This is a genomic window from Brucella daejeonensis (assembly GCF_014199265.1).
Taxonomy (GTDB): domain Bacteria; phylum Pseudomonadota; class Alphaproteobacteria; order Rhizobiales; family Rhizobiaceae; genus Brucella; species Brucella daejeonensis.
In genome coordinates this window covers 274,903-299,018 of record NZ_JACIJG010000003.1, presented here as the reverse complement: position 1 = coordinate 299,018, position 24,116 = coordinate 274,903, and the positions used below count along the sequence as shown (strand labels likewise).

Here is a 24,116-nt window from a genome sequence, read left to right as displayed (position 1 = left end):
GGAAGGATGCGGGTCTCGGCCACGGTCCATCGCGATTTCAGAATCGCCACCATCGACGATCGGATCTATTCCGCGTTTATCGAGCATCTCGGACGCGCCATCTATTCGGGCATCTACGAACCCGGGCATCCGGAAGCTGACGATCTCGGTTTCCGCAAGGACGTGCTCGGGCTGGTCCGTGACCTCAAGGTTCCGGTCATTCGCTATCCGGGCGGCAATTTTGTCTCCGCCTATGACTGGAAGGACGGGATCGGACCCCGCGAAGACCGGCCCATGCGCCTCGACCTCGCCTGGCGCACCAAGGAAAGCAATCAGATCGGTGTGAACGAGTTTGCCCAGTGGTGCGAGCGTGCCGGCATTCAGTTGATGCTCGCCGCCAATCTTGGCACCGGCACCTTGCAGGATGCGCGGGAATACATCGAATATGTCAACCATCCCGGCGGCACCGCCTGGTCGGATCTACGCCGCTCCCACGGCTACGAGAAGCCGCATGGCGTGAAGATGTGGTGCCTCGGCAACGAGATGGACGGCCCTTGGCAAATCGGCCACCGGACGGCCCATGATTACGGCCGGATTGCCGATGAGACGGCCAAGGCCCTCAAGGGCTTCGATCCCACAATCGAGACGATTGCCTGCGGCTCGTCCAACGACGAGATGGCAACATACCCCGACTGGGAGCGGATCGTGCTCGAGGAGTGCTACGAGAACGTCAACTACGTCTCCCTGCACAAGTATTTCGGAAACCGCAGCCACGACACGCTCAATTTCCTGGCCAAGGTCGACGTGATGGGCCGCTACATCAAGACGGTTGGCGGCATCATCGATTACGTCAAGGCGAAGAAGAAGGCCAGGAACGACGTCTATATCTGCTTCGACGAATGGAATGTCTGGTACCACAAGCGCTACCAGGAAAAGGATGCGCTCAAAACCTGGGACTGGCCGGAAGCGCCATCGCTGCTTGAGGAAGACTACAATTTCGAGGACGCGCTTCTGGTTGCCGCCCTCATCAACGAGTTCATCCGTAATGCCGATCGCGTCAAGATCGCCTGTATCGCACAACTCATTAACGTGATCGCGCCCATCCGCGCCGAGCGCGGCGGACCCGCATGGCGGCAGTCGATCTACTGGCCGTATCAACTTGCGAGCCTTTACGGCCGAGGCGAAGCGCTACAGGTTGCTCTCGATTCCCCCACCTATGATACCCGCGTAGCCGACGATGTGACTTATATCGACATGTCGGTCACCCGTGAGGTGGAGACAGGGATCGTCACTGCCTTCATCGTCAACCGGCACCTCACCGATACCGCCGCGTTTTCGATGGATCTGTGCGGGTTCGACCCGACCCGGATCGTCATGCATCAGGTCATGGAAGGTCACGACCTCAGGGCGACAAACTCGGCCGCCGAGCCGAACCGCATTGCACCCGTTCAGGGAGAGGGCGCGGTCATCGAGGACGGAAAGCTCAAGGCACGCCTCGGTCCGCTCTCCTACCACGTCATCCGCGTGGAGGTGTGCTGACCGCAGGAGGATGGCGGTCGCACACTTTGAACCAAAACTGACGATTCACTAAGGGAGGAAACAATGAATGTTAGACAAATCTGGAAACTCGGTGCTGCAATGGCAGTCTTTGCAGGAACTGTGTCGCTGCCGGCCATGGCACAGGAACAGATCCGCATCATAGGCCACCGCTCGCCGTCCGTCGAATACTACGCCGGCGCCATGCAAAAGGCTCTGCCCGAAGGCCGTGTCAACGTCGAACTGATGCCTATCGACAAGGAAATGGAGTTGGCTTCCATCACGATGTCATCGAAATCCGATGCCGTCGACGTTCTCTATCTCACCGACTCCTCGCTCAAACGCTTTGCCGCCAATGGTTGGCTCGAACCGCTCGACGCGCTCTGGGAGAAATACAAGGAAGAGTACAAGCTCGACGATTTCCCGGAATCGATCATGGAAGCGGTCAGCTATAACGGGCACATCTACTCAATGCCCGTGCTGACCAATACCGAACTGTTCTTTTACCGCAAGGACCTGTTTGCGGAGAAGGGGATCGAGCCGCCGAAGACATTCGAGGAGTATCAGAAGGCTGCCGCCGAGTTTGATTCAGGCCGCATGGCTGGTACCATCATGTCGCTCAAGCCGGTCGACGCAGCTCTCAACGAGAGCCACTGGTATATGAATGCCTTGGGCGACGGCTGGTTCGACGAGAACTGGAAGCCGATCTTCAACAACGAAGCGGGCATCGCAGCGATCACCAAGCTCAAGGAGATGTCGGAATATGCGCCGCGTGGCTTCACCGCGCACGCGAACGACGAATCCACCATCAACTTGCAGCAGGGTCTCGCCGCCATGGGCCTTCAGTGGTTCACCCGCGCTGCCTCAATGGATGACCCCGCCAAGTCGCGCGTTGTCGATCAGATCGATTGGGTCGCGCCTCCCGGCGGCGGTGCCCGTCTGGCAAACGATGGCTTTGCGATCTCCGCCTTCTCGTCCAGGAACAAGGAAGAGATGTTCAAGATGATGGCCGAAGCCGCATCGGTGGAAAGCATGACCAAGGGCGCGGAATTCTCGATGCCGCCGCGTCGCTCGGTGCTCGCCAACGAGGAACTGGCCCGGAAGTATCGCTGGTATCCCGCTGCACGCGCTGCGTTGGAAAACGGAAAGCCGTTCCCGTCCATGCCGGACTTTAACGACGTCGGCGAGATCGTCACCCGTCACATCCTGCGCGCGGTGACAGGCGAAGTCGAGGTCAAGGCCGCTCTCGACCAGGCCGCAAAGGAGACGGAAGAACTCCTGGCCTCGCGTGGCTACTACGACAAATGATATGAAAACCTGTGGGCCTGTTGCCGACGCGGCAGGCCCACGATCTTTTCGTTTACACTGGAGTAATCCGCAATGGTCCGTTGGCAACGAGGCCTCTGGCTGTTCTGTCTGCCCAGCTTCGGGCTGCTGGCGATCGTTCTGCTGTGGCCGCTGTGCTACGCGATCTATCTCAGCTTCTTCGACTATTATCTGGGATCGGACGCACGTCAGTTCATCGGCATCGGAAACTATGTCTCCCTGCTCACCGAAGCGCGGCTGTGGAACTCCATCGGGACCACCGTGATCATCGCCTTCGGCTCCGTGGGGCTGGAATTCGCGCTCGGTCTCGCATTGGCCCTGGCGCTCTACCGGATCGATGTCGGCTCGAAGGTCTTCTCGGCACTCCTGTTCCTGCCACACATCGTGACCCCTGTGGTCGCGACCCTCTTTCTCAAATGGATACTCGCCTCCAATTGGGGGCTTGTCGATGCGACGATGATCAGCATCGGCCTCGAGCCGCCCGACTGGCTGGGAAGTCCCGTCTGGGCCAAGGTTAGCGTCATTCTGGCTGACGCCTGGATCTTCACCCCGCTGATCATGATGGTGCTCTATGCCGCGCTGCAGGGGCTTGACAATTCGCTGGTCGAAGCCGCCAAGATCGACGGTGCGAACAACTGGCGTGTCTTGCGGCACGTCATCATCCCGGCGCTGATCCCGGCGATCATCTTCACTATCTCGGTGCGCCTGATGGATGTGTTCCGCTTCTTCGACACGATCTACGTACTGACCGGTGGCGGTCCCGGAACGGCAACCGAGACGGTAACCATGTACACCTATCAGCTCGGTTTCCGTATGCTGGAAGTCGGCAAAGCATCCGCGCTGGGAGTGATCACCCTGATCATCGTCGCCGCGCTCCTGCTGACGATCAACCGCGTGCTGACCCGTATCTACCGAAAGGGAGACCAATGAGCGCGCAAGGCACGCCCCGCCGCCGCAACGAATATCTCCTCTTCGTCGCGCTGTGCATCTTCACCTTCGTCAACCTGATTCCGCTTCTGTGGGCGGTGCTGACGTCGTTCAAATATCCCGCGGATGCGTTCACCATTCCGCCGACATTGATCTTCGAACCGACGCTCGTGTATCACCGGGAAGTCTGGTTCGAGAACGACTTCGTCCGTTATCTGATGAATAGCCTGATCGTAGCGGCCGGCACCGTCCTGATCTCGGTTCCGTGCGGAAGCCTCGCAGCTTATGCGCTCTCGCGCATTCCGCGGAAAAATTCCGGGCCTATCCTGAGCCTGCTGTTTACCATTCGCATGTTCCCCCACATGCTGCTCGCCATCCCGTTCTTTGTGATGGGCACCTTCCTTGGCATGATCGATACCTACCCGATCCTCATCCTGGCTCTGGTGGCGATCAACCAGCCTTTCACGATCTGGCTGATGCACGGGTTCTTTCTCGAAATCCCACGCGATCTCGATGAGGCGGCAGCGATCGACGGCTGCACGTCGTGGCAGGCCTTCCGCATCGTCATCCTGCCGCTGGCACGGCCGGGCATAACCGTTGCCGCGCTGTTCAGCCTCCTGATGTCCTACAACGAATTCCTGTTCGCCCTGGTGCTGACCGGCGTGAAGACCAAGACGCTGCCTGTCGCCATCGCCTCCTTTGGCGGGGAGGACATCTCGCTATGGTCGATCTCGGCGGCCGGTGCGGTGGGCATCATGCTCCCCATCGTGATCATCATGCTGCTCCTGCAGCGCAACCTCGTTCGCGGCCTGACCGCTGGCGCCGTCAAGGGATAACCGTCTCCATGACTGACGCCGACCAGAACACAAGACCGGAGTAGAAAACCATGGCTCCACTGACGATCGAGAAGGCAACCAAGTCCTTCGGCAATCTCACAGTGCTTCACGGGATCGATGTCGATATTGCGGATGGCGAGTTCGTCGTTCTCGTCGGACCTTCCGGCTGCGGCAAGTCCACTCTTCTCCGCCTCATTGCGGGGCTGGAAGATCTGTCCAGCGGCCAGATCAAGATCGGCGACCGCGACGTGACCTATCTGCATCCGAAGGACCGTGACATCGCACTGGTCTTTCAGTCCTATGCGCTCTATCCGCACATGACGGTGGCGGAGAACATGGGCTTCTCGCTGCGTATGCGCGATGTACCGAAGGGTGAGCGGGACCAAAAGGTGGCCGATGCCGCGCAAATTCTCGACCTTGCCCCTCTGCTTGAACGCTACCCACGCCAGCTCTCCGGCGGTCAGCGCCAGCGCGTCGCGATGGGGCGCGCCATCGTGCGCGATCCACAAGTCTTCCTTTTCGACGAACCGTTGTCCAACCTCGATGCCAAGCTCAGGGTACAGATGCGCGCCGAAATTCGAGAACTGCACAAGAAACTTGCAGCCACCATCGTCTATGTGACGCACGACCAGATCGAGGCCATGACCATGGCCGACAAGATCGTGGTTATGCGCGGAGGTCACGTCGAGCAGATCGGTTCACCGCTCGATCTCTACGATACCCCGGCCAACGTGTTCGTCGCTGGCTTCATCGGTTCACCGTCGATGAACCTTCTGTCGGGGCGCCTCGATGGCGCAGGCATCTTCACCTCACAAAAGGGAGCAAAGATAAAGCTGGCGGAGCCGGTTGGCATCGACCGGGGGCGCGAGGTCGTCATGGGAATCAGGCCGGAGGACATTTCGATTGCCGAGGATGGTATCGAAGCCCGCGTCCGCATCGTCGAGCCAACGGGGGCGGAATTGTACGTCATCCTGGATGTCGCGGGGGAGCAAATGACGGCAGTCATCCATGGCCGACCGGATATTCGCGAGGCAGAGATGGTCCGCATCGCCATCCCTCAGGACAAACTGCACTTCTTCGACGAGAAATCCGGCGACCGCATTCAAGGCATTCCCTGAGCAGGGCAAGGATCAGGTCGCCGGAACGTACCGCGCCATCACTGCGGACGCAGTTATGGCGCGAGCACTGTGAACAGTTGTTTGAATGAAAGTGACGTCGGACTTGAAGCCATGCATGGATCGTATCCGTCGTTTGACGCGTCGATGATCCCGCTCCCCTTTATCGCTTCAGGACCGGGTAACCGTTCATATAGATCCAGTCCGATTGCCGCACCGGTTCGTGACAGGATTGACAATCTGTCGTGTAATCCGTCGATGTGGTTTTCCGGGGGTCAGTTGCTTCGAACCAGGACCAACCCCAACCGTCGCCCCAAAGTTTGTTGTCCGGGAATCGACCGATGCTGTCTTTCACCATCACGAACCAGCCAGCCAAAGCGCCAGCGCTGCTTACTGTTCCCGTTGTCATATCCTGAGTGGTCGTATGAAATACTTCTTTCACGAGAACGGTGCCATCGGGAAACTGTCCATCCTTGCGATATGCAGCCGTGGTTCCTGGCGATGCATAGACCACGTGCATCTCCTTTGAACCCGGACCGTCGTCTTTAGCCACTGCCCAGGTGCCCAACGCCTCGTAAGCAGTACGATAATCGGCAGGTACGTGCAGATTTCCCTTGTCATCAACGACGGTCGCGGTCTCTCCCTTGTACGGTGAACTTGTATCAAGCGCGTAAGCGGTGGCTGCGCCGATCAGGGACAACCCTGCCAAGGCGACAGCAAAGGCATTGACGATTCTCATCGCAAAATTTCCTTGTTGGTAAATCTGTACGCACGTTGACGATATTCAGTCGTCGAGCAGCGGATAGAATTGGGTCCAGACATCGTCTTTCTTTGCACTCGCCATATGGCAGAACGCACACTCGGATTTGGGCAGCAACTTGGCCGTCGGCGCCTTCGGCTCGTGGTGATTGAAGTTGTAGTAGCCCCAGCCCCCGGTGTCGGCATAGCGCTTGCTATCCTTAACCGTAACGTCGGCGCCGTTCAGCTTTCCTGGAAAAAAGCCTCGTCCCGAGGCTTCGATGCGTGAGCCATCCGGGTTTTCGGCTGGGAGTGTAAGTTGTAGTTCCTTGAAGAAGATCGTTCCCTCGGGGAACTCGCCCGTCTTCTTGTAGATATCGTATGAGCCCGGTTCGATATAGACATTATGAAATTCGGGGAAATTGGCCTCCCCGTCGTTGAGCGCATTGGGAGTAAGTGGAGAACCGACGAACACCCACTTGTTATAATTCTTGGGCAGGATCAGGTCTCCCGACTCGGTATACTCGGGAAGATAACGCTTCGTCGTCGATGCGCTGCCGTCATTGGATTCGGACTGCGCGGATACGACTGTTATGGCAATCACGCTGGAAACCGCTCCGGCGATCAATAGGGCAATACGCATGCCTTTTTCTCCATGCATTCGTCGATAAGATTAGCAACAATATTGTTGCATCGTGCAACGGAGTTTTCCAATGCACTGTATGTATAGTTTCCATAGCGCTGAGGAATGCTGCGGAGTTTCTCACTGACCAGCATAGGTCGAAGCGAGTTGTTAGAGTTATACGGCGGTGGGAGAGAACTGAAAAACAGTCATGCATCGCGGAATGCATGGAGACGACCCGTTGCAAAAAGAGAGAGAGCAAAAACATATGTGGAGTAGCTGCGGCAAAGACCGGCATGGCGGCTTTTGGAACAGCCTCTCAGGTTCTTTGGCTGAGTCGATGCTGCCGACACGAGCTTCAATGATTGGAGATGCTACCTTGGCAGGTTATCCGCTTCCACGACTTCGAGAGCTATGCCAAGCGATCGGATTTTCGCCCGATGCACTTCGGGCAGTTTGCTATCGGTTATGATCATGTCGATGTCCGCGAGGCGTCCGAATTCACAAAACGAAGAGCTGAAAAACTTGCTACTGTCCGCAAGCAGAACGACACGATCGGCGGCGCCCATGATCGTGCGTTTGATTTCTGCCAACTCGATCGTGGTGTCGGAAAGCATTTCCTCGTTGGCCGCATGGGTTCCGATAAATGCAACATCTGCCCTGAGGCGACTGAGAAGCTGCAAGGCGGTCACGCCTAAAATCGTTGCGGTGCCGTTGCGAACCGAACCGCCCGTAACCGTAATCCCGACTGAAGGGTTTTCTGACAGGATAGAACCGATATGAAGGTCGTTGGTGACGGCTCTAAAGGCAATGTTTCGTTTCTTCAAGGCAACGGCCATGGCGGTCGTCGTCGTTCCACTATCGATAATGATCGTCTGGCCCGGATAAACTAAATGGGCGGCATGTTCCCCGATAGCTTTCTTCTCATCATGTGCAATCGATGAAGCAATTTCCGAAGGCGGTTCGAGTGTCTTCAGAGCGTTCGGCTCCAGCGTTGCTCCGCCGTGCGTGCGCTGCAATATTCCCATCTCACACAGGTACTCGACATCGCGTCTTATGGTGGACAGCGACATTCCGAGAGAATTGGCCAGCTCGCGAAGCGATGCGGCTTTCTCCACTCGCAGTTGCTCGACGATAAGGGCGCGTCGCTTGGCTGGGAACATGAACTCTCAATCCTGAATGAGATGCTGTTTCAAACGTCAAATTCAATCCACTAGAGCATTTTGCAGTCAAAAGGAAACAAGTGGCTGCCAAATATGACGGAGATAAAGTCAGGGCGGTTCCAATGTCTACGTTGAACAGGTGGCGTTCTGGCGCGCTTGTCCGTCGGGGTCAATATCTGTCAAAATCGTTCAAATAGTATCATAAAATATCATTCATGGCTTGCGTGCACTTATTTTTTTGGTAGCTTTTGAACGGTTACGCGGCGTGCAGGAGCAGGGTAAATCGATTCTGGAAGCGCGTGGCGAAGTTGCCGGCGTGAGGGACACGGACATGAAGCATCGATGGCTGGTGATTGCGGACGATCTCACCGGCGCAGCCGATTGCGCGATGGGGTTCGCCCGATTTGGTCTGACGGCTGCTGTCGGTTGGGGAACAAACTGGGAAGAGAACCGCGATACACGACCGCCGGTATTTTCTTATGACGCTGATAGCCGGGCCCTTTCTGCGGTTGCTGCTGCTTTCCGGCATCGGCAGATATTGGCTCACCAACTCGATGATCACCGTCTTCTTTTCAAGAAGATCGATTCCACGCTTCGCGGACAGCCGGCCGCGGAGATGGCAGCGACGCTCGAGACGCTTTCAGCGCATGGACGCCGGGCCTTCGGTATTCTTGCTCCGGCATTTCCCTCGGTTGGCCGCTCCACGCTCAATGGAAGGATCGTCGTTTCGGGAAGGTCGCTCGAAGAGACGGAAATTTGGAAGCGCGATCACAGCTATCGGAATGCCGATCTGATCGATGTCCTGGCCTCAGCGGGCATAAAGGCGGAACTCGTCGGTATCGACGCGGTGCGCGCAGGCGGAAAAACGCTTGCGAGCGCGATGGAACAGGTCGCTCGGTCGGGGGCCGCGATTGCAGTCTGCGACGCCGAGATTGACGACGACCTTATGAATATCGCCGGGGCGAGCATCGTTCTCGATCCGGCGCCCTTCTTCATCGGCAGTGCAGGGCTTGCCTACGCGCTTGCGACGCTGGAAGACAGGACAGAAAGGCCTTCGCCACCACTTGAGCCCACCAGCAATGGAATGCTGCTGGTCGTCGGTTCAGTTGCCGCGGTTTCACGCGCGAGCGCGCGCAAGCTTGTTACCTCGCGATCCATTAGTCACATACCGGTAGAACCAGCGATTCTCCTGGCGGACAATCCGGCGGCGCGCTTGGCGCTCGGTCGAGACGTTGCCAATCGGCTCGCGGCGGGCGAGGATCTGCTGGTAGAGATCGTTGCGAACGACGACCCTGACAAGACGCTTGGCGCGGCGCTTGCTGCCGGTTTGGCCGAAGCACTTGCGCCGACCGCCAATTGCATGGGCGCCTTTGCTGCCACCGGAGGAGAAACAGCGGCAGCCCTGCTCTCGCGTTTCGGCGTCAACGGAATCTTGCTCGTCGATGAAATCGAGCCGGGTATCGCATTGGGATTAACACGCGGCAAAATTTCCATACCCATAGCCACAAAAGCTGGCGCCTTCGGCAACGAAGACAGCCTCGGTCATATTGCTTCTCGCCTCAAGTTCGTCAGTACGGAAGGACGGTTTTCATGACACGCCCCACCATCGCCATAACCATGGGCGATCCCGTCGGCATCGGCCCGGAAATTATCATGAAGGCACTAAACCAGCCTGTCATCCAGAAGATGTGCAACCCTCTCGTTATTGGAAATGCTGCCCGTCTTCGCCAAGTCGCAACGATTGTAGGCGTTGATCGCCCGGTGGCGTCGCTCGCATCGTCGAGTGAGGCCAACTTTCAGAGCGGTGCGGTTCAATGCATCGACCTGAAGACGGTCGGCGCGGATCTGCCGTTTGGCAGGGTTGCCCCGGAAGCGGGTGAAGCGGCATACCGCTATATCGAGAAGGCGGTCGAGATCGTTCAGGCGGGCGGTGCTCAGGCGATTTGCACGGCGCCGATTTCCAAGGAAGCGCTGCACGCCGCAGGTCATAAATATCCCGGCCATACGGAGCTTCTCGCGCATCTGACCGGGACGCCCGAGGTTTCGATGATGCTGGTCTCGCCGAAGCTGCGCGTTATTCACGTTACGACGCATATTGGCCTCATCGACGCAATTGCCAGGATCGAACCCGGCCTCGTCGAACGCGTGATCGCGCGGGGACATGACGTTCTGGTCAAAGCGGGAATTGCAAATCCGAAAATCGGCGTTTGTGCGATCAATCCACATGCAGGCGAAAACGGCCTGTTCGGCCATGGTGAAGAAGCTGCGAAGATCACCCCCGCCGTCGAGCGGTGCCAGGCCAAGGGTTGGGATGTTCGCGGACCGCTGCCTGCCGATACGCTGTTCTTTCTCGCGGGCCGCGGCGATTATGACATGGTCGTTGCGATGTATCATGATCAGGGCCATGGCCCGATCAAGGTCCTTGGTCTCGAAGCGGGCGTGAATATCACGGTCGGTCTGCCGGTCATACGAACCTCCGTCGACCATGGCACGGCTTTCGACATTGCGGGAAAAGGTATCGCTGACGAACGCAGTCTGGTAGAAGCCTTGCGTCAGGCAGTCGACCTCGCACCGAAGTTCGGAGAGGTCGGGACGGATTAAGGCTCTACTCGCTTTGGTACTTTGTGTTGGTACCTTCACCCGAACCGGGCCACTCCGTGTTGCTTGCGCGTCATGTGAACGAGTTCGATGCCGGAATAGGATTCAAGTTATCAGATCCGTTCGCCAGCGAAATGTGCAAGTTGTGCACCTGTCTCATAATAGAGTTCTTTCATGGAGCGCAATGTCGGCGTCTTGATACCGGTAAGGGGCAAAGGTAGTTCATCCTCGCCGATCGCTCCGAGAACCAGTTGAGCCAGCCTGCGCCCGAAAACCGTTCCCGGTGCAATTCCCCGGCCATTATAACCGGAGAAGCCGACAACATTTTCGGCAAAGCGGTGAAAGCGTGGATCGTCGAGCATTCCCGCATTCCTTTTTGCGTGCTGCGTCACAGGGGCTGGCCGCCCGATTACATATTGCCCGCATAGGGACGGCGTGTCGTGCTCTGCTGCACGTAGTTGATCATCGTTATGAAGTCGAAGACCGGTCGTCCTGTCGCCCTCTGCACTGCATGGGCATAGGGCGGCAGATCGCTGCATTCGAGCAGGATTGATTTGACATCTGGGTGATCGGCAACGAGTCGGCGTGCCACTTCGGTTACTTCCCGCTCGATTGCGTGGGAATCCAGCGTGCCGCGTTCTTCGAGTATGGCTTCACGGAATTCGGTCTCACCTTCCATGCCTGCGACAGCCAATGGAACGTGCTCACCGACATTGCAGGCAGCGAAGTGACGCGCTGTCAGCCGTGAGGCGTTGGCGGTGATCACGCCGACCCGGCCGCCGCATAGCGCGTGCATGAAAGGAATCTGCATCAGGCTGGAAAGGAAGACGGGAATATCAACCGCAGCCGCGACTTCTTCCTGGAAATAGGCCATGAACCCACAGGCACCGGTGATCGCCTTCACGCCCCGGTTCTGCAACTCGACGGCGGCCTCAACGAAAACTTCCTTCAGGGCCGGATCGCGCTGATTCAGCAAGCGGTCAATCGAAGCACCGCGTACTTCCTGAAATCGGACAGGATAATTATATGTGGTTGCGTTGCCAACATTGCCTGGCACACAAGGATAGGCCGCGTCGAGGATCAGAATGCCGATCTGCTCGCCGTACCAGGACTGTGTTTTGCGCGTGACCGTATAGACAGTCATCGTCGTTTTCTCCGATTTCCATGTCAGGGAGGATGCGTGGAGGGGCCTTTCTCCCCTCACGCCAGTTGTTTACTGGACGAGACGCGGTGCCCCGGTATTTTCCGCCGTGCCGTCAAGACCGTAAGATTTCAGGATCGCAACGATTGTCCCATCGGTATGCAGGTCGGCAATCGTGGCATCGAGCGCTGCGCCCAGTTCCTTGGCGGCCAATGCATAGGGGAAGCCGACCTGTGCTGCTTCCTTGGTCGCTTTCACCCGTTCGTCCTGCGTTGCGACATTGACTTTGATGTCGCCAAGCGCGCCTTTCTGTGCGGCCACGACGCCGGTGGAATAGCCGTCAACGGCGACATTGATGCGCCCGGACTTCAGGTCTTGTTGCAGGTTGACCGAGTTCGGATAGAGCTTCAGCGAACCGCCGAGCAGGGTCTTGAGGTCGGCAACCCAGAGATAACCCTGCACGGTGCCCACCTGCTTGCCTTCGAGGTCGGATACGTTCTTGTAGTCGTCTTTCGAATAAATGCCCATCTGGTCGGTATAGAGCGGTGCGGAGAGGTTCATCGCTTTCGCCCGTGCAGCCGTGCGATACCAGGCGCCGGTCGTGATATCGGCCTGGCCGGACAGCACATACTGGATGGCTGCGGCCGGATCGACGGCGATGGCCTTTACCTTCAGGCATTCGCGCTTGGCGAATTCTGCGGCGATATCGCCATCGATGCCTTTCGATACGCCATTTTCGTCCACATAGGAATGCGGAGCGTAAGTGGTCACCGCGACGGTCAGCGTACCGGCTTCAACTGTCTTGAACTGGTGTTTTGGCGTGCAATCCTGCGCCGCTGCCAGCGGAGCCGAGATCAGGAAACCGGCAATACCGGCAAGAAGAAACTGCGTGGTTGTGGTCGTTCTGGACATGCAGGCATCCTTTCAGTTGAACTTCAACGGTGAGCGTAAGTGCCCGCACGCTTCTCGATATGATTGACGAGCAAGGCGGCGGGAATGGAGATGCTGGCGTAAAGCACGCCGGCGGAAAACAGCGCCGGAAAATAGCGGAAAGTGGTCGAGCCGATCTCGTAGGCACGGCTCACCAGTTCGGGCAGCGCAATGGCGAAGCAGAGCGAGGTTCCCTGAAAGATCAGGATCGAGAAACCGAGCAGTGCTGGAATGGCGACACGTAACCCCTGAGGCACGAGAACGTAACGCAACTCGTCCAGGCGATTGAGGCCCAGTGCGACGGCTGCCTCCCGCTGGCCTTGAGGCACTGCCTGCAGGCTGGCACGGATGATTTCGCTCGTGTAAGCGCCGGTGTTCCAGGCAAGCGCTACGACAGCCGCGACATAGGAGCTAAGCGTCAGGCCGGTCGTCGGCAAACCGAAATAGATGAATTGCAGGAGCACAAGTGCTGGCGCCCCACGGCCGATCTCTACCAGAAAAAGACTGAGTCCCCTTACCGTCCGTCCTTTCGCCAGAACGCCGAGCGCGAGAAGAAGGCCGAAGGGAATGCCGATCAGAAGGCTGAAAACGGTCACCTGCAAGCTGATCGACAGCCCGGCAAGAAGGTCCGGCAACCAGGTGGAAATTTCAAGATAAGTCGGAAACATCAGCGCGCCACCCTTGCCTGGAGATAAGCGTCGGCAATGCGCGAGAGCCAGGCGATCGGCAGGCTCAGGAGCACATAAAGCAGGCCGACGATCGCGAAAACCTCAAGCCCTCTGAACGTCAGCTGCGAGATCTGATTGCCGTGGTAGACGAGTTCACCGACGCCGATGGTCGAGGCGACCGCCGTTTCCTTCATCAGCCCGATGAGATAGCTCGCAGTTGTCGGTAGTGCGACGCGGAAAGCCTGCGGCGCGACGACATCGCGAAAGACCGACCAACGACCGAGATCAAGGGCTGCTGCTGCCTCCCACTGGCCGTGATGGATGGAGGCAACGGCACCACGGTAGATCTCCGCCATGTTCGCTGCAGCAATCAGGCCGAGGCCTATCAGCGCGGCGTTGAAGGGGCCGATCGGCATGATGCTCATGCCGATGCCGAAAAAGATGATGAAGAGCCAGAGGATAGGCGGGATGGCGCGCACGATCTGGATAGTGAACATGGCGATATAACGAAGCGGCAGGAGCCGGCTTTGACGGGCTGCGAGCAGCGGGACGCCAAGTATGGCGCCGACGATGAACGCCCCGGCGGTCAGCCCGACCGTCCAGCCCAGTCCGCGCAGGAGAAGCATCAGGTCGTTTGCGCTCATCGATCATGCACCGCACGAAGAAAGCGCTTTGTCCGCTCTTGCTGCGGATTGCGCATGACCTCTCTGGAGGGGCCTTTTTCGATGATGTGGCCATCGGCCATGATCATGACCGTATCGGACACGTTTTCGGCAAAGCCCATTTCGTGGGTCACGACAATCATCGTCATGCCGCTTTCGGCAAGCTCGCGCATGACGGCGAGCACCTCGAGGCCAAGTTCCGGGTCGAGCGCCGAGGTCGGCTCATCGAACAGCATGATTTCGGGGTCGAGCGCAAGCGAGCGGGCAATGGCGATGCGCTGCTGCTGGCCGCCGGAACACCGGACCGGATATTGGGAAGCTTTGTCGGCAAGACCGACGCGTTTCAGGAGCTGCATGGAACGCTCGTCCGCTTCCTTGCTGCTGCGGCCCAATATGCGCTCCTGCGCCAGGCTGACATTGCGCAATACGGTCATGTGCGGGAACAGGTTGAAGGACTGGAAGACCATGCCAACGCGCCGGCGAAGACCGGAAAGCTCTGCCCGTGCAATCGGTCGCGCAGCGTCGATTGTCGTCTTGCCGATACTGATCGTGCCGCCATCCGGCGTTTCGAGATAATTGATGCATCGCAACAGCGTGCTCTTGCCCGAGCCGCTCGGACCGATGATCGCGAGTACCTCGCCCGAACGTACTTCGAGATCAATGCCATCGAGAACCGTGTGGGCTCCGTAGTGCTTGCGCAGGGATGAGAGACGAATGAGAAGTTTGTCAGGCGCGGTCATCATGACAGATGACCTCTTTGAAGTATGTTTTCGCCTGCGGTGCATTTCAAAATCAAGGATCGCTCCATCCATACCATTAGCATACCCGTGCGCCAACGACCGGCGCGCAAACGCACGACAGCACTTCATCAGATTGTAAGAATAGCTCATCAGAATTGGATCGAACGAACGATACAATTACGAGAAATTCGCCTTTAACACAGAAGTGGAGGTGAAAAACTTAATATTGATTCCAGCTAAAGCATGTAGAGAAATTAATCTCTCCCAAGCTCTATCGATTGCCAGCCATTATTAAAACCCCTGTTTTTATTGCAAAGCCTTGGAAACACATTGTTTCTTTGAACAACTTGTAGCGCCGTCTGCCACATCTCCAGCTTGATTGGGCAGATTTGTCTCATCATCAGTGTCGGAGGTCAAGCAATTTTTCTCCTATTGGCAACTTTTGTTTCCGATAAGAAACAATTTTTACTCATTGATCGGCGGCCGGTTGTCTCTGCCGGGTTGCCTCTGATACAGGTTTCAAACCTGACGATACGAGCCCGCCTTACCAACGACTGGCGGGTCGGGAGCCAAATTGAAAAGACTTGGAGATGGGCGAGATAATGCGAGGAAAAAAGCCGTCAAAGACAAAGTCCTTGCCAGACGCTGATCTGGAAAATGGGTCCCCGTCAGGCGGGCGTCAGGAACTCGGCCAGAAACTGCGCGATTTGCGGCTTGAGCGCGGCCTGACATTGCAGGACGTCAGCAAGGCTACGGATGTGGCGCGGTCGACGCTTTCGAAGATCGAGAATGGTGTCATGTCGCCCACTTTCGACATCCTCCAGAAGCTCGCTGCGGGTTTTGCACTCGATATTGGCGCTCTATTGAGTTCAACGCCTGTTCAACAGGGGGTAGGGCGCAGGAGTTTCACGAAAAACGGCTCCGGCCCCGCCCTGTCGGGCAAACATTACCTGCATCAGGCATTGGCGTCCGATATGTCCAGAAAGCGGATATTGCCCTTTCGAACGCGCGTGAAAGCCCGGAAACTCTCGGATTTCAAAACCCTGATTTCCCACGAAGGGGAAGTCTTTCTCTTCGTTGTCGGCGGAACGATCATGTTTCATTCTGATCTCTACGCGCCGCTCAGGATGGAGGCGGGCGACAGCATATATTTCGACAGCAAGATGGCCCATGCGATCATATCCGTATCCGACGAGGATGCCGATATCATCTGGGTGTGCGACAACATTCGCGGCATGGAAGAGGCCGATCTGGAATTGTATTAGATATTGATGCAGAGTTTCCACGCCAGCGCGTCAGTCGTCTGGCGCTCGGCACCATGACGTTTGGTATGCCGGAATCAGGGCTTGGCGTCATCGCATGGAACCCGCTGGTGTTGAGCACATTCCGCTCCGATGCTTGAAGATCACCATTTTCACAACGGCCTGCCGCTTCCTTATCCAGAACCTCAGGCGCGGCATCTGGAATGGAATGACCATCCCAATCTGACAGATCGACAATAGCTCTCTGAAACCTTGGCAATGCCCTCCTAGCTGTCGTCAGAAACGCTTACCCTATATTGGTAAGGCCAAATATTTTACGAAATGCGTATGCTATCCTCATTCGACCCTTCTTTGGGGTGATTTTAAGCAGGAATCATAAAGTGGCTTGACCAATTTTCCGTTTTGGCTCTATCAAACATGGTCTTATCACGGCACGGGGAGGAAAACCGGGGTGAAAGCATCGTCTGCGGAGAAGCTGCCTGATACGGCTCATGTGCTGTTGAAGCTGGAAAACGTTTCGAAAGAATTTCCAGGCGTAAAGGCCTTGTCGGCCGTCAGCTTCGATCTGAGGGCAGGCGAGGTTCATGCGGTTTGCGGCGAAAACGGTGCCGGAAAATCGACACTGATGAAAATCATCAGCGGCGTCTACCAGCCAAATTCTGGCAGAATGACCTTCAAGGGCGAACCGGTCCAATTTGCCTCGACGCTCCAGTCGGAAGCCGCCGGCATCGCGATCATCCACCAGGAGCTCAATCTCGTTCCCCACCTGACGGTGGCGGAGAATATCTATCTTGCCCGTGAGCCGCGTCGCGGCTTTCTGATCGATCGGAAGCGACTGCTGAACGACGCCAGGCGCTGTCTCGATCGGCTTGGGGTCAATATCGACCCGAATGTACAGGTACGCACCCTTTCCGTCGCGCAGTGCCAGATGGTTGAGATCGCCAAGGCCCTGTCGCTGAATGCGACGGTCCTGATCATGGATGAGCCGACCTCGTCGCTGACGGAACAGGAAGCACAGCTCCTGTTCAAGGTTATCCGCGATCTGAAAAGCCAGGGTACCGGGATTATCTATATCTCCCATCGCCTGGACGAGATGGCCGAGATCGTTGATCGCGTCACGGTCCTGCGCGACGGTCGGTATATTTCGACTGACGACTTCAATGATCTCACCATTGACGACATTGTCGCGCGCATGGTTGGCCGCTCACTCGAAGACAAGTTTCCCGAGCCTACGCGCCAACCCACCGATGAAGTCGTCTTCTCCGTAAGCGGCCTGACAAGGCGAGATGTCTTTACCAATGTCAGTTTTGATATTCGCCGAGGCGAAATCCTCGGCTTTGCAGGCTTGATGGGGGCCGGACGTACGGAAGTCGCACGTGCTGTTTTCGGTGCCGATCCGCTCGATTCCGGTACGATCGTCCTGGATGGCAATGCATTGAAAATTACCGATCCGCGTAGCGGAATCGATGCTGGCATCGCCTATCTCTCCGAAGATCGCAAGGCTCAGGGACTGGCGGTTAAAATGCCGGTCGACGCCAATCTCATGATGGCGCGGATGCAGGCGGTGAGCAGCCAATTTGGTGTCATCGATCGCAAGCGTCACCGCGATGCAAGTCAGCGCTATGTCGATCTTCTGAACATCAAAACCCCGAGCCTCGGTCAACCGGTCCGGCTTCTTTCAGGGGGAAATCAACAGAAGATCATCATCGGCAAGTGGCTGTTCCGCGAACCACGCGTCATGTTCTTCGATGAGCCGACGCGCGGGATCGATGTCGGCGCCAAATTTGCGATTTACCAGATCATGGATGAACTCGCCGCGCGAGGCATCGCTGTGGTGCTGATCAGTTCCGAACTGCCCGAAGTCCTCGGCATGTCCGATCGCATTGCCGTCTTTCAAGGCGGTCGCATCACCGCGATGCTGACAACGCGCGACACGAACCAGGAAGAAATAATGCATTACGCGTCTGGTAGCGGCCGACACGGAGAACAGGGATACGTAGCATGACCGATCTGAGCAGCGAAAAGCCAATAGGGCAGACACAAAACAGGCGCGGTTTGAGCGAGCGGCAAAAGGATGTCATCCAGAAATTCGCAGCCCTCGGCAGCCTGATCGTGTTGACTGCGATATTCGCGGCAACCAGCAGCGCATTCATGACGGTCGGCAACGGCATGACAATCGCCTTGCAGGTGACCTCGATTGCGCTGCTCGGGATTGGCGCTACCTACGTCATCATCACCGGAGGCATCGACCTGTCCGTCGGATCGGTTCTGGCGCTTGCCGGCGTCGTGGCGGCACTCGCAGTCAAGGAGTTGCAGCTTCCAATCTGGATCGGGATGCTGCTTGGGATATTGACGGGATCGCTTTGCGGCCTGATCAACGGTCTTGTGGTTACCAGGCTGAAGCTACCCCCTTTCATCGCAACGCTCGGCATGATGTTGATTGCGCGCGGCGTGGCTCTGCAAATCACCGGCGCGCGCGCCGTTTCCGGCCTCGGAGAGAACTTCGGGATCCTTGGCAATGGTTCCCTGTTCCGGTTTGAATCGATCGATGAGCAGGGTTTCCCGGTCGTCACATTCCCCGGCATCCCCTATCCTGTCGTGCTGATGATCGTCATCGCGATTGTGGCCGCGTTTGTACTGAACCGTACCGTATTTGGCCGGCATATCTATGCAATCGGCTCCAATGCCGACGCCGCGCGACTGTCGGGGGTTAACGTTACGCAGGTAACCGTTTTCACCTATTTGATCTCCGGAACGCTCGCGGGCCTGACTGGCTGTGTGCTGATGTCGCGTCTGGTTACGGCGCAGCCGAATGAAGGCGTGATGTACGAACTCGATGCAATCGCCAGTGCGGTCATTGGCGGCACGTCGTTGATCGGCGGTGTCGGCACGATCTCCGGCACCTTCATTGGCGCGTTTGTGATCGGCATCCTGCGCAATGGCCTGAACATGAATGGCGTCTCCGCCTTCACCCAGCAGATTATCATCGGCCTTGTCATTCTGGTCACCGTGTGGATCGACCAGTTGCGTAATCGCCGCTGATGCGAGCATGATCCCAAAAAGTGTGAAGCGGTTTTTTGGAAAAGATCATGCTTAAACAAAAAGTTAGAGCGGGTTGATAATTCAACTTAAAATATCCCGCTCCAGGAGGATGGGAAGGGACAGAACCTTCCCCGTTTTGAACCCGGATGGGTTCGGTAAAGTGGAGGAAAATATGGGTAAACTTCAAACCGCGCTTCTGGCGTCAGTCATGCTTTTGACCGGGGCGTCCGCGGCTTCAGCCGGTGAAATCGCCGTCATCGTCAAGACGGTGAACTCGACCTTCTGGCAAAATGTCCAGAAAGGCGCAGATGCCGCGATCGCCGATGTCAAGGACAAGCATACGATGACCTTCCAGGGGCCTGCCTCGGAATCGGCCATCGCCGATCAGGTCAACATGGTTGAAAATGCAGTCAACCGTAAGGTCGATGCGATTTTGCTTGCGCCTTCCGACCCCGACGCATTGGTGCCGGTCGTCAAGAAAGCCTGGGAAGCGCGTATCCCGGTTGTGATCATTGACAGCCAGCTCGCAAGCGGCGCTGACAAATATTACCAGTCCTTCCTTTCCACCGACAATAAGAAGGCTGGCGAACTTGCAGCCAAGGCCCTTATTGAAAAGGTTGGAACTTCGGGCAAGATCGCGGTCATGTCCTATGTTGCAGGCGCCGGATCGGAAATCGGCCGCGTCGGTGGCTTTACGGACTACATCAAAGCCAACTCCAAGCTGGAAATCGTCGGCCCTTATTATTCGCAGTCCCAGATGGCAACTGCCTTGAACCAGACGACCGACGTTCTCGCCGCCAACAGTGACCTGAAAGGCATTTTTGGCGCCAATGAACCAACGGCAATCGGCATGGGCCGCGCTATCAAACAGGCTGGCAAGGAAGGCAAGATCACCGCGATCGGCTTTGATGGCAATCAGGACCTGCAAGAGTTTGTAAAAGATGGCACGCTGACCGGAACGGTGGTTCAGGGTTCGTATCAGATGGGCGATATCGGCATTAAAACCCTGCTGAAAATTCTGAACAAGGAAAAGGTCGAAAAAACCGTCGATACCGGCGTTGTGGTCGTGACGAAGGACAATATCGACAAGCCGGAAGCCAAGAACGTCCTTTACTAAGACAAGTTGGCGCACGGGTGTGAAAACCCGTGCGTTTTTTCGACCATGATCGGGTTTCGGGATATCCATCCATGAAGGTTTCAGACAGGCGTAAACTGCCTAATCGCGACGTCTCTTTTTCACTGATGGGCCTAGGCTGCGCCCAGATGGGCAATCTTTACCGCCTCACCAGTTATCAGGAAGCATCTGGCGCCTTTGAGGCCGCCTGGGAAGCCGGTATCCGCTATTTTGATACCGCGCCGTTCTACGGCTATACGCGATCCGAGCGCCGTCTCGGCACGATGGTAACCGACCGGCCGCGTGATGATTACGTGCTTAGCACCAAGGTCGGCCGTATCATGGTGCCGGATAAGACCGTCGGCATGGAAGAGGATGCCTATATCGAACCATTGCCGTTCCGTCCGACCTATGACTATGGCTACGATGCGATCATGCGCTCCTTCGAAGCAAGCCGACAGCGGATCGGTATTTTCGCGCCGGACGTCCTGTATATCCATGATATTGGCCGCGCCACGCATGGCGCCCGTCACCAGCAATACTGGGAACAGTTGACCAAAGGTGGTGGCTTCAAGGCGCTTGCTGAACTGCGCGCCTGCGGTTTGGTCAAAGCCATAGGGCTTGGGGTCAATGAATGGCAGGCTATCGGCGATGCCATGGACGAATGCGATATCGACGTTTCGATGCTTGCCGGTCGCTATACATTGCTGGAGCATGACAGCCTGCCGCTTCTCGATCGGTGTCACCGTGAAGGCGTGGGAATCGTCATTGCGGGCGCTTTCAATTCAGGCCTTCTCGCGGGCAACCGCAAATTCAACTACGCCGAGGCTCCTGCCGATGTTCTCGAACGGGTCGGTGAAATCGAAGCGGCCTGCGATGCCGAAGGCGTTGCCATGCAAGCTGCCGCACTTGCATTCCCCGCATTGCACCCGGCCGTTGTTTCCGTCGTCTCCGGCGCCCGTAATGCCGAACAAATCAAGGCGAATGTTGACTGGTTCGAACAACAAATTCCGGCTTCGTTCTGGACACGGTTGAAAGACAAGGGCGTAATCTCGGCCGATGCGGCGGTTGATGGAGCCTAGGACGATACTCGTCGATGCACACCAGCATTTTTGGTACTCAGCGATCATAAGTGGCTTGCCCCCGAAGGGTGATCCGTTTGGAATGCTAGGTCCTGACCCTAGTGTGGTGAATCTGAAATTCGTATCACTTTGGAGCAGTGTTGCGAACGAATTTCAGATTCAAAGCCACACTAGCAAGATATTGAATCGAGTGTGGTTTACGGATTTGAAGTTCCTAAACGTAGATGCCAGGCAAATGATAGGAACTTCAAATCCACCACACTAGAGCGTGGTGACGATTTAAGGATTTAGGGTTCCCCCGATGCGAGAAGACGCTCTCCGCTTTCATGGGCTTCGTCCATCTCGCTTGTGCTATGATCTGGTTGCGATGAATGCAGACAGCGCCTAGTGCATGGAATGCCTAATGGCCAACACTGGTGTTGAAGCCGGTCCGTTCTGCGTTGGCCATATGGCTCTTCAGGTGCTGGCGGCTTGTAGCCCGGTGATGAGTGTGGACGCACCGTGTTGTAGTGCGCCCATGAGAACGACTCGCCTCGGCATTCCTAACCGCCCCAAGAACTGTCGTTCATAAGGGCGGCAGGTCTTTGATTGTCCTTCTGACGTCAGTTCATACCGAGCAGCCGTGGCAGGAACAATGTCACCTCCGGCACATAGCTCACGATACCGAGGAAGACGAGCGCGGTGAGCAGCCACGGCATGGCCGATTTCGTAACCTCCGTCAGGCCCAGTTTGGATATGGCCGAGCCGACATAGAGGTTGAGTCCCACCGGCGGCGTGCACAGGCCGATCTCCATGTTTACCACCAGCATTATGCCGAAATGGACCGGGTCGACACCGAGCTTGACGGCAACCGGATAAAGTATAGGCGCCATGATCAGCACGATGGCGGATGGCTCCATCACCATGCCGATGAACAGCAGGATGACATTCACCATCAGCAGGAAGCCGATCTTGCCGAAGCCGAGGCTGACGATCCAGTCGGACAGCGTTTGTGGAATCTGTTCCGATGTCAGGATGAAGGCGAACATCACGGCATTGGTGATGATGTAGAGCAGCATTGCAGACATGGCCGCAGAGCTCAGCAGCACTTTCGGCACCTGGCGCAGCGTGATGTCCTTGTAGACCCATACCGCAATGACGAACGCATAGACGGCGCTGACGGCTGCCGCTTCCGTTGGTGTGAATATGCCGCCATAGATACCGCCCATGATGATGACGATCAGCATCAGGCCCCAGACGCTTTCGCGAAAGGCGCGGCCTCGCTCGCCCCAGGTGGCGCGGTCCATGCGCGGATAACCGTTCTTCCATGCGCGGTAGATGGTGGTGGTTCCCAGCATGGAGGCGAGCATCAGGCCCGGAACGACGCCGGCCATGAAGAGTGTGCCGATTGACGCCGACATGACGGGCTGGCCTTCCGGTCCGGTCACGACCATGCCGGAGGTCGCTACGGCATACATCACCATGACGATGGACGGTGGGATGAGGATGCCGAGGCCACCGGCCGTCGCCACCGTGCCGACGCCAAACTGCGCCGGATAGCCCTGCCGGACCATGGCCGGGATCAGGATGGAGCCGACGGCCATGACGGTCGCGGGACTGGAACCGGAAATGGCGGCGAAAAGCGCGCAGGACAACACCGCCGCAAGGCCCATGCCGCCATACCAGTGCCCGACCATGGTGGACGCAAAGCGGATCATGCGCCGCGCCACACCGCCATGGGTCAGGAAGTTCCCGGCCAGGATGAAGAACGGAATCGCCATGATTTCGAATTTCTCGATGCCGGTGAAGAGCTTTAGCGCAATCGAATCCATCGGAATGGAGGTGAAGGCGAAAAGGAAGGCGAAGACGGTGAGGCCGAGCGCGATGGAAACCGGCATACCGGTGATGAGCAGCACCGCGAGGATTGCGAAAATGATGAGCGCGGTCATCCATGTGCTCCCTCTGCAAGATCGTCGGCCTCGTCTTCGAGACCGTCAACAGCACCGTGGTCGTGATGGGCGATGAAGCCCGTTGTGAGGAAGAGGTAAAGCGCCTGGATGAAGCGGAAGCACATCAGCGCGGAGCCGAGCGGTACGGCGAGATAGACGATCCACATGGGTATTTCGAGGTCGGGTGAGGTCTGGCCGCCGCGATGGACGTGATAGACAAAGTCCGTGCCGATCCAGGCGATGATCGCCGTGAAGATGATGCCGCCGGACATGGCAATGATGGTGACGATGCGCCGCGCATTGGCCTGGAGCTTTTCCACGAGAATGTCGACGCCGACATGGACGCCCACGCGTACACCGTATGCCGCACCGAACTTGGCCATCCAGACGAAGAGATAGATGCAGGCTTCCTGGGCCCAGGTCAGCTTGATCGCGTTAATGGCCTTGAAGGCCGAACGCGCCGCCGATTGCAACCAGGGCAGGTCGTTGGTCCTGCCGACGGCGACCATGTCGGCGGCAAAGCCGATGGAGAAACGGTGGACGACCGCAACGAAGATCAGCGCGACGGCCATGGCCATGAGCACGGAAATGAGGATTTCTTCAAAGCGGTCGAGGATACGCAGCAGCATGGCGAACCTCGCTTTCCTGAATAAAGGGGTGCGCGCGCAAGCGCGCACCCCGGCGATGGACAAATGGGCCGTGGGCCG

Annotated in this window: 22 protein-coding genes and 2 pseudogenes; 12 read left to right on the top strand and 12 right to left on the bottom strand. The window is 57.2% G+C overall.

Annotated features, from left to right (window positions below; translation table 11 throughout):
* Window positions 1–6 precede the first annotated feature (6 nt).
* The 5 genes from arfA (at window position 7) to FHS76_RS05385 (ending at window position 5,722) form a co-directional block, all read left to right on the top strand.
* On the top strand, window positions 7–1,518 hold the full coding sequence (gene arfA, locus FHS76_RS05405) for an arabinosylfuranosidase ArfA (protein WP_183649149.1): 1,512 nt from the start codon (window positions 7–9) through the stop codon (window positions 1,516–1,518).
* Between the two features lie 63 nt (window positions 1,519–1,581).
* Entirely contained in the window at window positions 1,582–2,823 is a 1,242-nt protein-coding gene (locus tag FHS76_RS05400) for an extracellular solute-binding protein (protein ID WP_183649146.1), read from the top strand.
* A 72-nt stretch (window positions 2,824–2,895) separates the two neighbouring features.
* Window positions 2,896–3,771, top strand: coding sequence for a carbohydrate ABC transporter permease (locus FHS76_RS05395; RefSeq protein ID WP_183649143.1), 876 nt, complete (start codon window positions 2,896–2,898; stop codon window positions 3,769–3,771).
* Window positions 3,768–4,604, top strand: a complete 837-nt coding sequence (locus tag FHS76_RS05390) for a carbohydrate ABC transporter permease (protein WP_183649140.1) — start codon at window positions 3,768–3,770, stop codon at window positions 4,602–4,604. The genes FHS76_RS05395 and FHS76_RS05390 overlap by 4 nt, the downstream gene beginning before the upstream one ends.
* Before the next feature lie 50 nt (window positions 4,605–4,654).
* Window positions 4,655–5,722 carry an ABC transporter ATP-binding protein gene (locus FHS76_RS05385; protein WP_183649137.1) on the top strand — a complete coding sequence of 356 codons (1,068 nt, stop codon included), beginning with the start codon at window positions 4,655–4,657 and terminating at the stop codon, window positions 5,720–5,722.
* A gap of 160 nt (window positions 5,723–5,882) precedes the next feature.
* On the opposite strand, the gene FHS76_RS05380 is transcribed toward FHS76_RS05385, so the two are convergent.
* From FHS76_RS05380 to FHS76_RS05370, 3 genes are all read right to left on the bottom strand, one after another.
* A complete protein-coding gene (locus tag FHS76_RS05380; RefSeq protein WP_183649134.1) occupies window positions 5,883–6,458 on the bottom strand; it encodes a cytochrome P460 family protein in 576 nt (191 codons plus the stop codon).
* A gap of 45 nt (window positions 6,459–6,503) precedes the next feature.
* Window positions 6,504–7,100, bottom strand: a complete 597-nt coding sequence (locus FHS76_RS05375; protein WP_183649131.1) for a cytochrome P460 family protein — start codon at window positions 7,098–7,100, stop codon at window positions 6,504–6,506.
* Between the two features lie 353 nt (window positions 7,101–7,453).
* Entirely contained in the window at window positions 7,454–8,242 is a 789-nt protein-coding gene (locus tag FHS76_RS05370) for a DeoR/GlpR family DNA-binding transcription regulator (RefSeq protein WP_183649129.1), read from the bottom strand.
* A 331-nt stretch (window positions 8,243–8,573) separates the two neighbouring features.
* Between FHS76_RS05370 and FHS76_RS05365 the strand changes: the two genes are divergently transcribed.
* Together FHS76_RS05365 and pdxA are read left to right on the top strand one after the other, a co-directional pair.
* The gene (locus FHS76_RS05365; protein WP_183649127.1) at window positions 8,574–9,836 is read left to right on the top strand and encodes a four-carbon acid sugar kinase family protein; all 1,263 of its coding nucleotides are present in this window, start codon (window positions 8,574–8,576) and stop codon (window positions 9,834–9,836) included.
* The gene (pdxA, locus tag FHS76_RS05360) at window positions 9,833–10,843 is read left to right on the top strand and encodes a 4-hydroxythreonine-4-phosphate dehydrogenase PdxA (RefSeq protein WP_183649124.1); all 1,011 of its coding nucleotides are present in this window, start codon (window positions 9,833–9,835) and stop codon (window positions 10,841–10,843) included. Before FHS76_RS05365 ends, pdxA begins: the two co-directional genes overlap by 4 nt.
* A gap of 110 nt (window positions 10,844–10,953) precedes the next feature.
* On the opposite strand, the pseudogene FHS76_RS05355 reads toward pdxA, so the two are convergent.
* The 6 genes and pseudogenes from FHS76_RS05355 to FHS76_RS05330 form a co-directional block, all read right to left on the bottom strand.
* Window positions 10,954–11,205, bottom strand: a pseudogene (locus tag FHS76_RS05355) (FAD-dependent oxidoreductase); the annotation flags it as partial.
* A gap of 44 nt (window positions 11,206–11,249) precedes the next feature.
* The gene (locus tag FHS76_RS05350; protein WP_183649120.1) at window positions 11,250–11,984 is read right to left on the bottom strand and encodes an aspartate/glutamate racemase family protein; all 735 of its coding nucleotides are present in this window, start codon (window positions 11,982–11,984) and stop codon (window positions 11,250–11,252) included.
* 69 nt (window positions 11,985–12,053) lie between these two features.
* The gene (locus FHS76_RS05345; protein WP_183649117.1) at window positions 12,054–12,893 is read right to left on the bottom strand and encodes a substrate-binding periplasmic protein; all 840 of its coding nucleotides are present in this window, start codon (window positions 12,891–12,893) and stop codon (window positions 12,054–12,056) included.
* 23 nt (window positions 12,894–12,916) lie between these two features.
* A complete protein-coding gene (locus FHS76_RS05340; RefSeq protein WP_183649114.1) occupies window positions 12,917–13,579 on the bottom strand; it encodes an amino acid ABC transporter permease in 663 nt (220 codons plus the stop codon).
* Window positions 13,579–14,223 carry an amino acid ABC transporter permease gene (locus FHS76_RS05335; RefSeq protein WP_183649112.1) on the bottom strand — a complete coding sequence of 215 codons (645 nt, stop codon included), beginning with the start codon at window positions 14,221–14,223 and terminating at the stop codon, window positions 13,579–13,581. The genes FHS76_RS05340 and FHS76_RS05335 overlap by 1 nt, the downstream gene beginning before the upstream one ends.
* The gene (locus FHS76_RS05330; RefSeq protein WP_328700443.1) at window positions 14,220–14,984 is read right to left on the bottom strand and encodes an amino acid ABC transporter ATP-binding protein; all 765 of its coding nucleotides are present in this window, start codon (window positions 14,982–14,984) and stop codon (window positions 14,220–14,222) included. Before FHS76_RS05330 ends, FHS76_RS05335 begins: the two co-directional genes overlap by 4 nt.
* A gap of 632 nt (window positions 14,985–15,616) precedes the next feature.
* On the opposite strand from FHS76_RS05330, the gene FHS76_RS05325 reads away from it, so the two are divergent.
* From FHS76_RS05325 to FHS76_RS05305, 5 genes are all read left to right on the top strand, one after another.
* Window positions 15,617–16,246: a helix-turn-helix domain-containing protein gene (locus FHS76_RS05325; protein ID WP_183649109.1), complete on the top strand. Its 630-nt coding sequence runs from the start codon at window positions 15,617–15,619 to the stop codon at window positions 16,244–16,246.
* A 448-nt stretch (window positions 16,247–16,694) separates the two neighbouring features.
* Window positions 16,695–18,248 carry a sugar ABC transporter ATP-binding protein gene (locus FHS76_RS05320; RefSeq protein ID WP_183649106.1) on the top strand — a complete coding sequence of 518 codons (1,554 nt, stop codon included), beginning with the start codon at window positions 16,695–16,697 and terminating at the stop codon, window positions 18,246–18,248.
* Window positions 18,245–19,285 carry an ABC transporter permease gene (locus FHS76_RS05315; protein ID WP_183649104.1) on the top strand — a complete coding sequence of 347 codons (1,041 nt, stop codon included), beginning with the start codon at window positions 18,245–18,247 and terminating at the stop codon, window positions 19,283–19,285. The genes FHS76_RS05320 and FHS76_RS05315 overlap by 4 nt, the downstream gene beginning before the upstream one ends.
* A gap of 172 nt (window positions 19,286–19,457) precedes the next feature.
* Window positions 19,458–20,402 carry an ABC transporter substrate-binding protein gene (locus tag FHS76_RS05310; RefSeq protein ID WP_183649101.1) on the top strand — a complete coding sequence of 315 codons (945 nt, stop codon included), beginning with the start codon at window positions 19,458–19,460 and terminating at the stop codon, window positions 20,400–20,402.
* A 71-nt stretch (window positions 20,403–20,473) separates the two neighbouring features.
* Complete coding sequence (locus tag FHS76_RS05305) at window positions 20,474–21,481, top strand: aldo/keto reductase (protein ID WP_183649098.1); 1,008 nt, start codon at window positions 20,474–20,476, stop codon at window positions 21,479–21,481.
* Window positions 21,482–21,865: 384 nt separating this feature from the next.
* Here the strand turns inward: FHS76_RS05305 and FHS76_RS05300 are convergent.
* From FHS76_RS05300 to FHS76_RS05290, 3 genes and pseudogenes are all read right to left on the bottom strand, one after another.
* Window positions 21,866–22,002, bottom strand: a pseudogene (locus tag FHS76_RS05300) (IS3 family transposase); the annotation flags it as partial.
* Window positions 22,003–22,083: 81 nt separating this feature from the next.
* Window positions 22,084–23,409: a TRAP transporter large permease gene (locus FHS76_RS05295; RefSeq protein ID WP_183649095.1), complete on the bottom strand. Its 1,326-nt coding sequence runs from the start codon at window positions 23,407–23,409 to the stop codon at window positions 22,084–22,086.
* Complete coding sequence (locus FHS76_RS05290; protein ID WP_183649093.1) at window positions 23,406–24,038, bottom strand: TRAP transporter small permease; 633 nt, start codon at window positions 24,036–24,038, stop codon at window positions 23,406–23,408. Before FHS76_RS05290 ends, FHS76_RS05295 begins: the two co-directional genes overlap by 4 nt.
* Between the last annotated feature and the right edge of the window lie 78 nt (window positions 24,039–24,116).

Excerpts from the sequence above, each read along its gene's own strand:
- arfA (WP_183649149.1), top strand. The coding sequence starts at position 7 with ATGCGGGTCTCGGCCACGGTCCATCGCGATTTCAGAATCGCCACCATC.
- FHS76_RS05390 (WP_183649140.1), top strand. The coding sequence starts at position 3,768 with ATGAGCGCGCAAGGCACGCCCCGCCGCCGCAACGAATATCTCCTCTTC.
- pdxA (WP_183649124.1), top strand. The coding sequence starts at position 9,833 with ATGACACGCCCCACCATCGCCATAACCATGGGCGATCCCGTCGGCATC.
- FHS76_RS05345 (WP_183649117.1), bottom strand. The coding sequence starts at position 12,893 with ATGTCCAGAACGACCACAACCACGCAGTTTCTTCTTGCCGGTATTGCC.
- FHS76_RS05350 (WP_183649120.1), bottom strand. The coding sequence starts at position 11,984 with ATGACTGTCTATACGGTCACGCGCAAAACACAGTCCTGGTACGGCGAG.
- FHS76_RS05330 (WP_328700443.1), bottom strand. The coding sequence starts at position 14,984 with ATGATGACCGCGCCTGACAAACTTCTCATTCGTCTCTCATCCCTGCGC.
- FHS76_RS05315 (WP_183649104.1), top strand. The coding sequence starts at position 18,245 with ATGACCGATCTGAGCAGCGAAAAGCCAATAGGGCAGACACAAAACAGG.
- FHS76_RS05335 (WP_183649112.1), bottom strand. The coding sequence starts at position 14,223 with ATGAGCGCAAACGACCTGATGCTTCTCCTGCGCGGACTGGGCTGGACG.
- FHS76_RS05290 (WP_183649093.1), bottom strand. The coding sequence starts at position 24,038 with ATGCTGCTGCGTATCCTCGACCGCTTTGAAGAAATCCTCATTTCCGTG.
- FHS76_RS05400 (WP_183649146.1), top strand. The coding sequence starts at position 1,582 with ATGAATGTTAGACAAATCTGGAAACTCGGTGCTGCAATGGCAGTCTTT.
- FHS76_RS05395 (WP_183649143.1), top strand. The coding sequence starts at position 2,896 with ATGGTCCGTTGGCAACGAGGCCTCTGGCTGTTCTGTCTGCCCAGCTTC.
- FHS76_RS05380 (WP_183649134.1), bottom strand. The coding sequence starts at position 6,458 with ATGAGAATCGTCAATGCCTTTGCTGTCGCCTTGGCAGGGTTGTCCCTG.
- FHS76_RS05340 (WP_183649114.1), bottom strand. The coding sequence starts at position 13,579 with ATGTTTCCGACTTATCTTGAAATTTCCACCTGGTTGCCGGACCTTCTT.
- FHS76_RS05375 (WP_183649131.1), bottom strand. The coding sequence starts at position 7,100 with ATGCGTATTGCCCTATTGATCGCCGGAGCGGTTTCCAGCGTGATTGCC.
- FHS76_RS05370 (WP_183649129.1), bottom strand. The coding sequence starts at position 8,242 with ATGTTCCCAGCCAAGCGACGCGCCCTTATCGTCGAGCAACTGCGAGTG.
- FHS76_RS05365 (WP_183649127.1), top strand. The coding sequence starts at position 8,574 with ATGAAGCATCGATGGCTGGTGATTGCGGACGATCTCACCGGCGCAGCC.
- FHS76_RS05295 (WP_183649095.1), bottom strand. The coding sequence starts at position 23,409 with ATGACCGCGCTCATCATTTTCGCAATCCTCGCGGTGCTGCTCATCACC.
- FHS76_RS05385 (WP_183649137.1), top strand. The coding sequence starts at position 4,655 with ATGGCTCCACTGACGATCGAGAAGGCAACCAAGTCCTTCGGCAATCTC.
- FHS76_RS05305 (WP_183649098.1), top strand. The coding sequence starts at position 20,474 with ATGAAGGTTTCAGACAGGCGTAAACTGCCTAATCGCGACGTCTCTTTT.
- FHS76_RS05310 (WP_183649101.1), top strand. The coding sequence starts at position 19,458 with ATGGGTAAACTTCAAACCGCGCTTCTGGCGTCAGTCATGCTTTTGACC.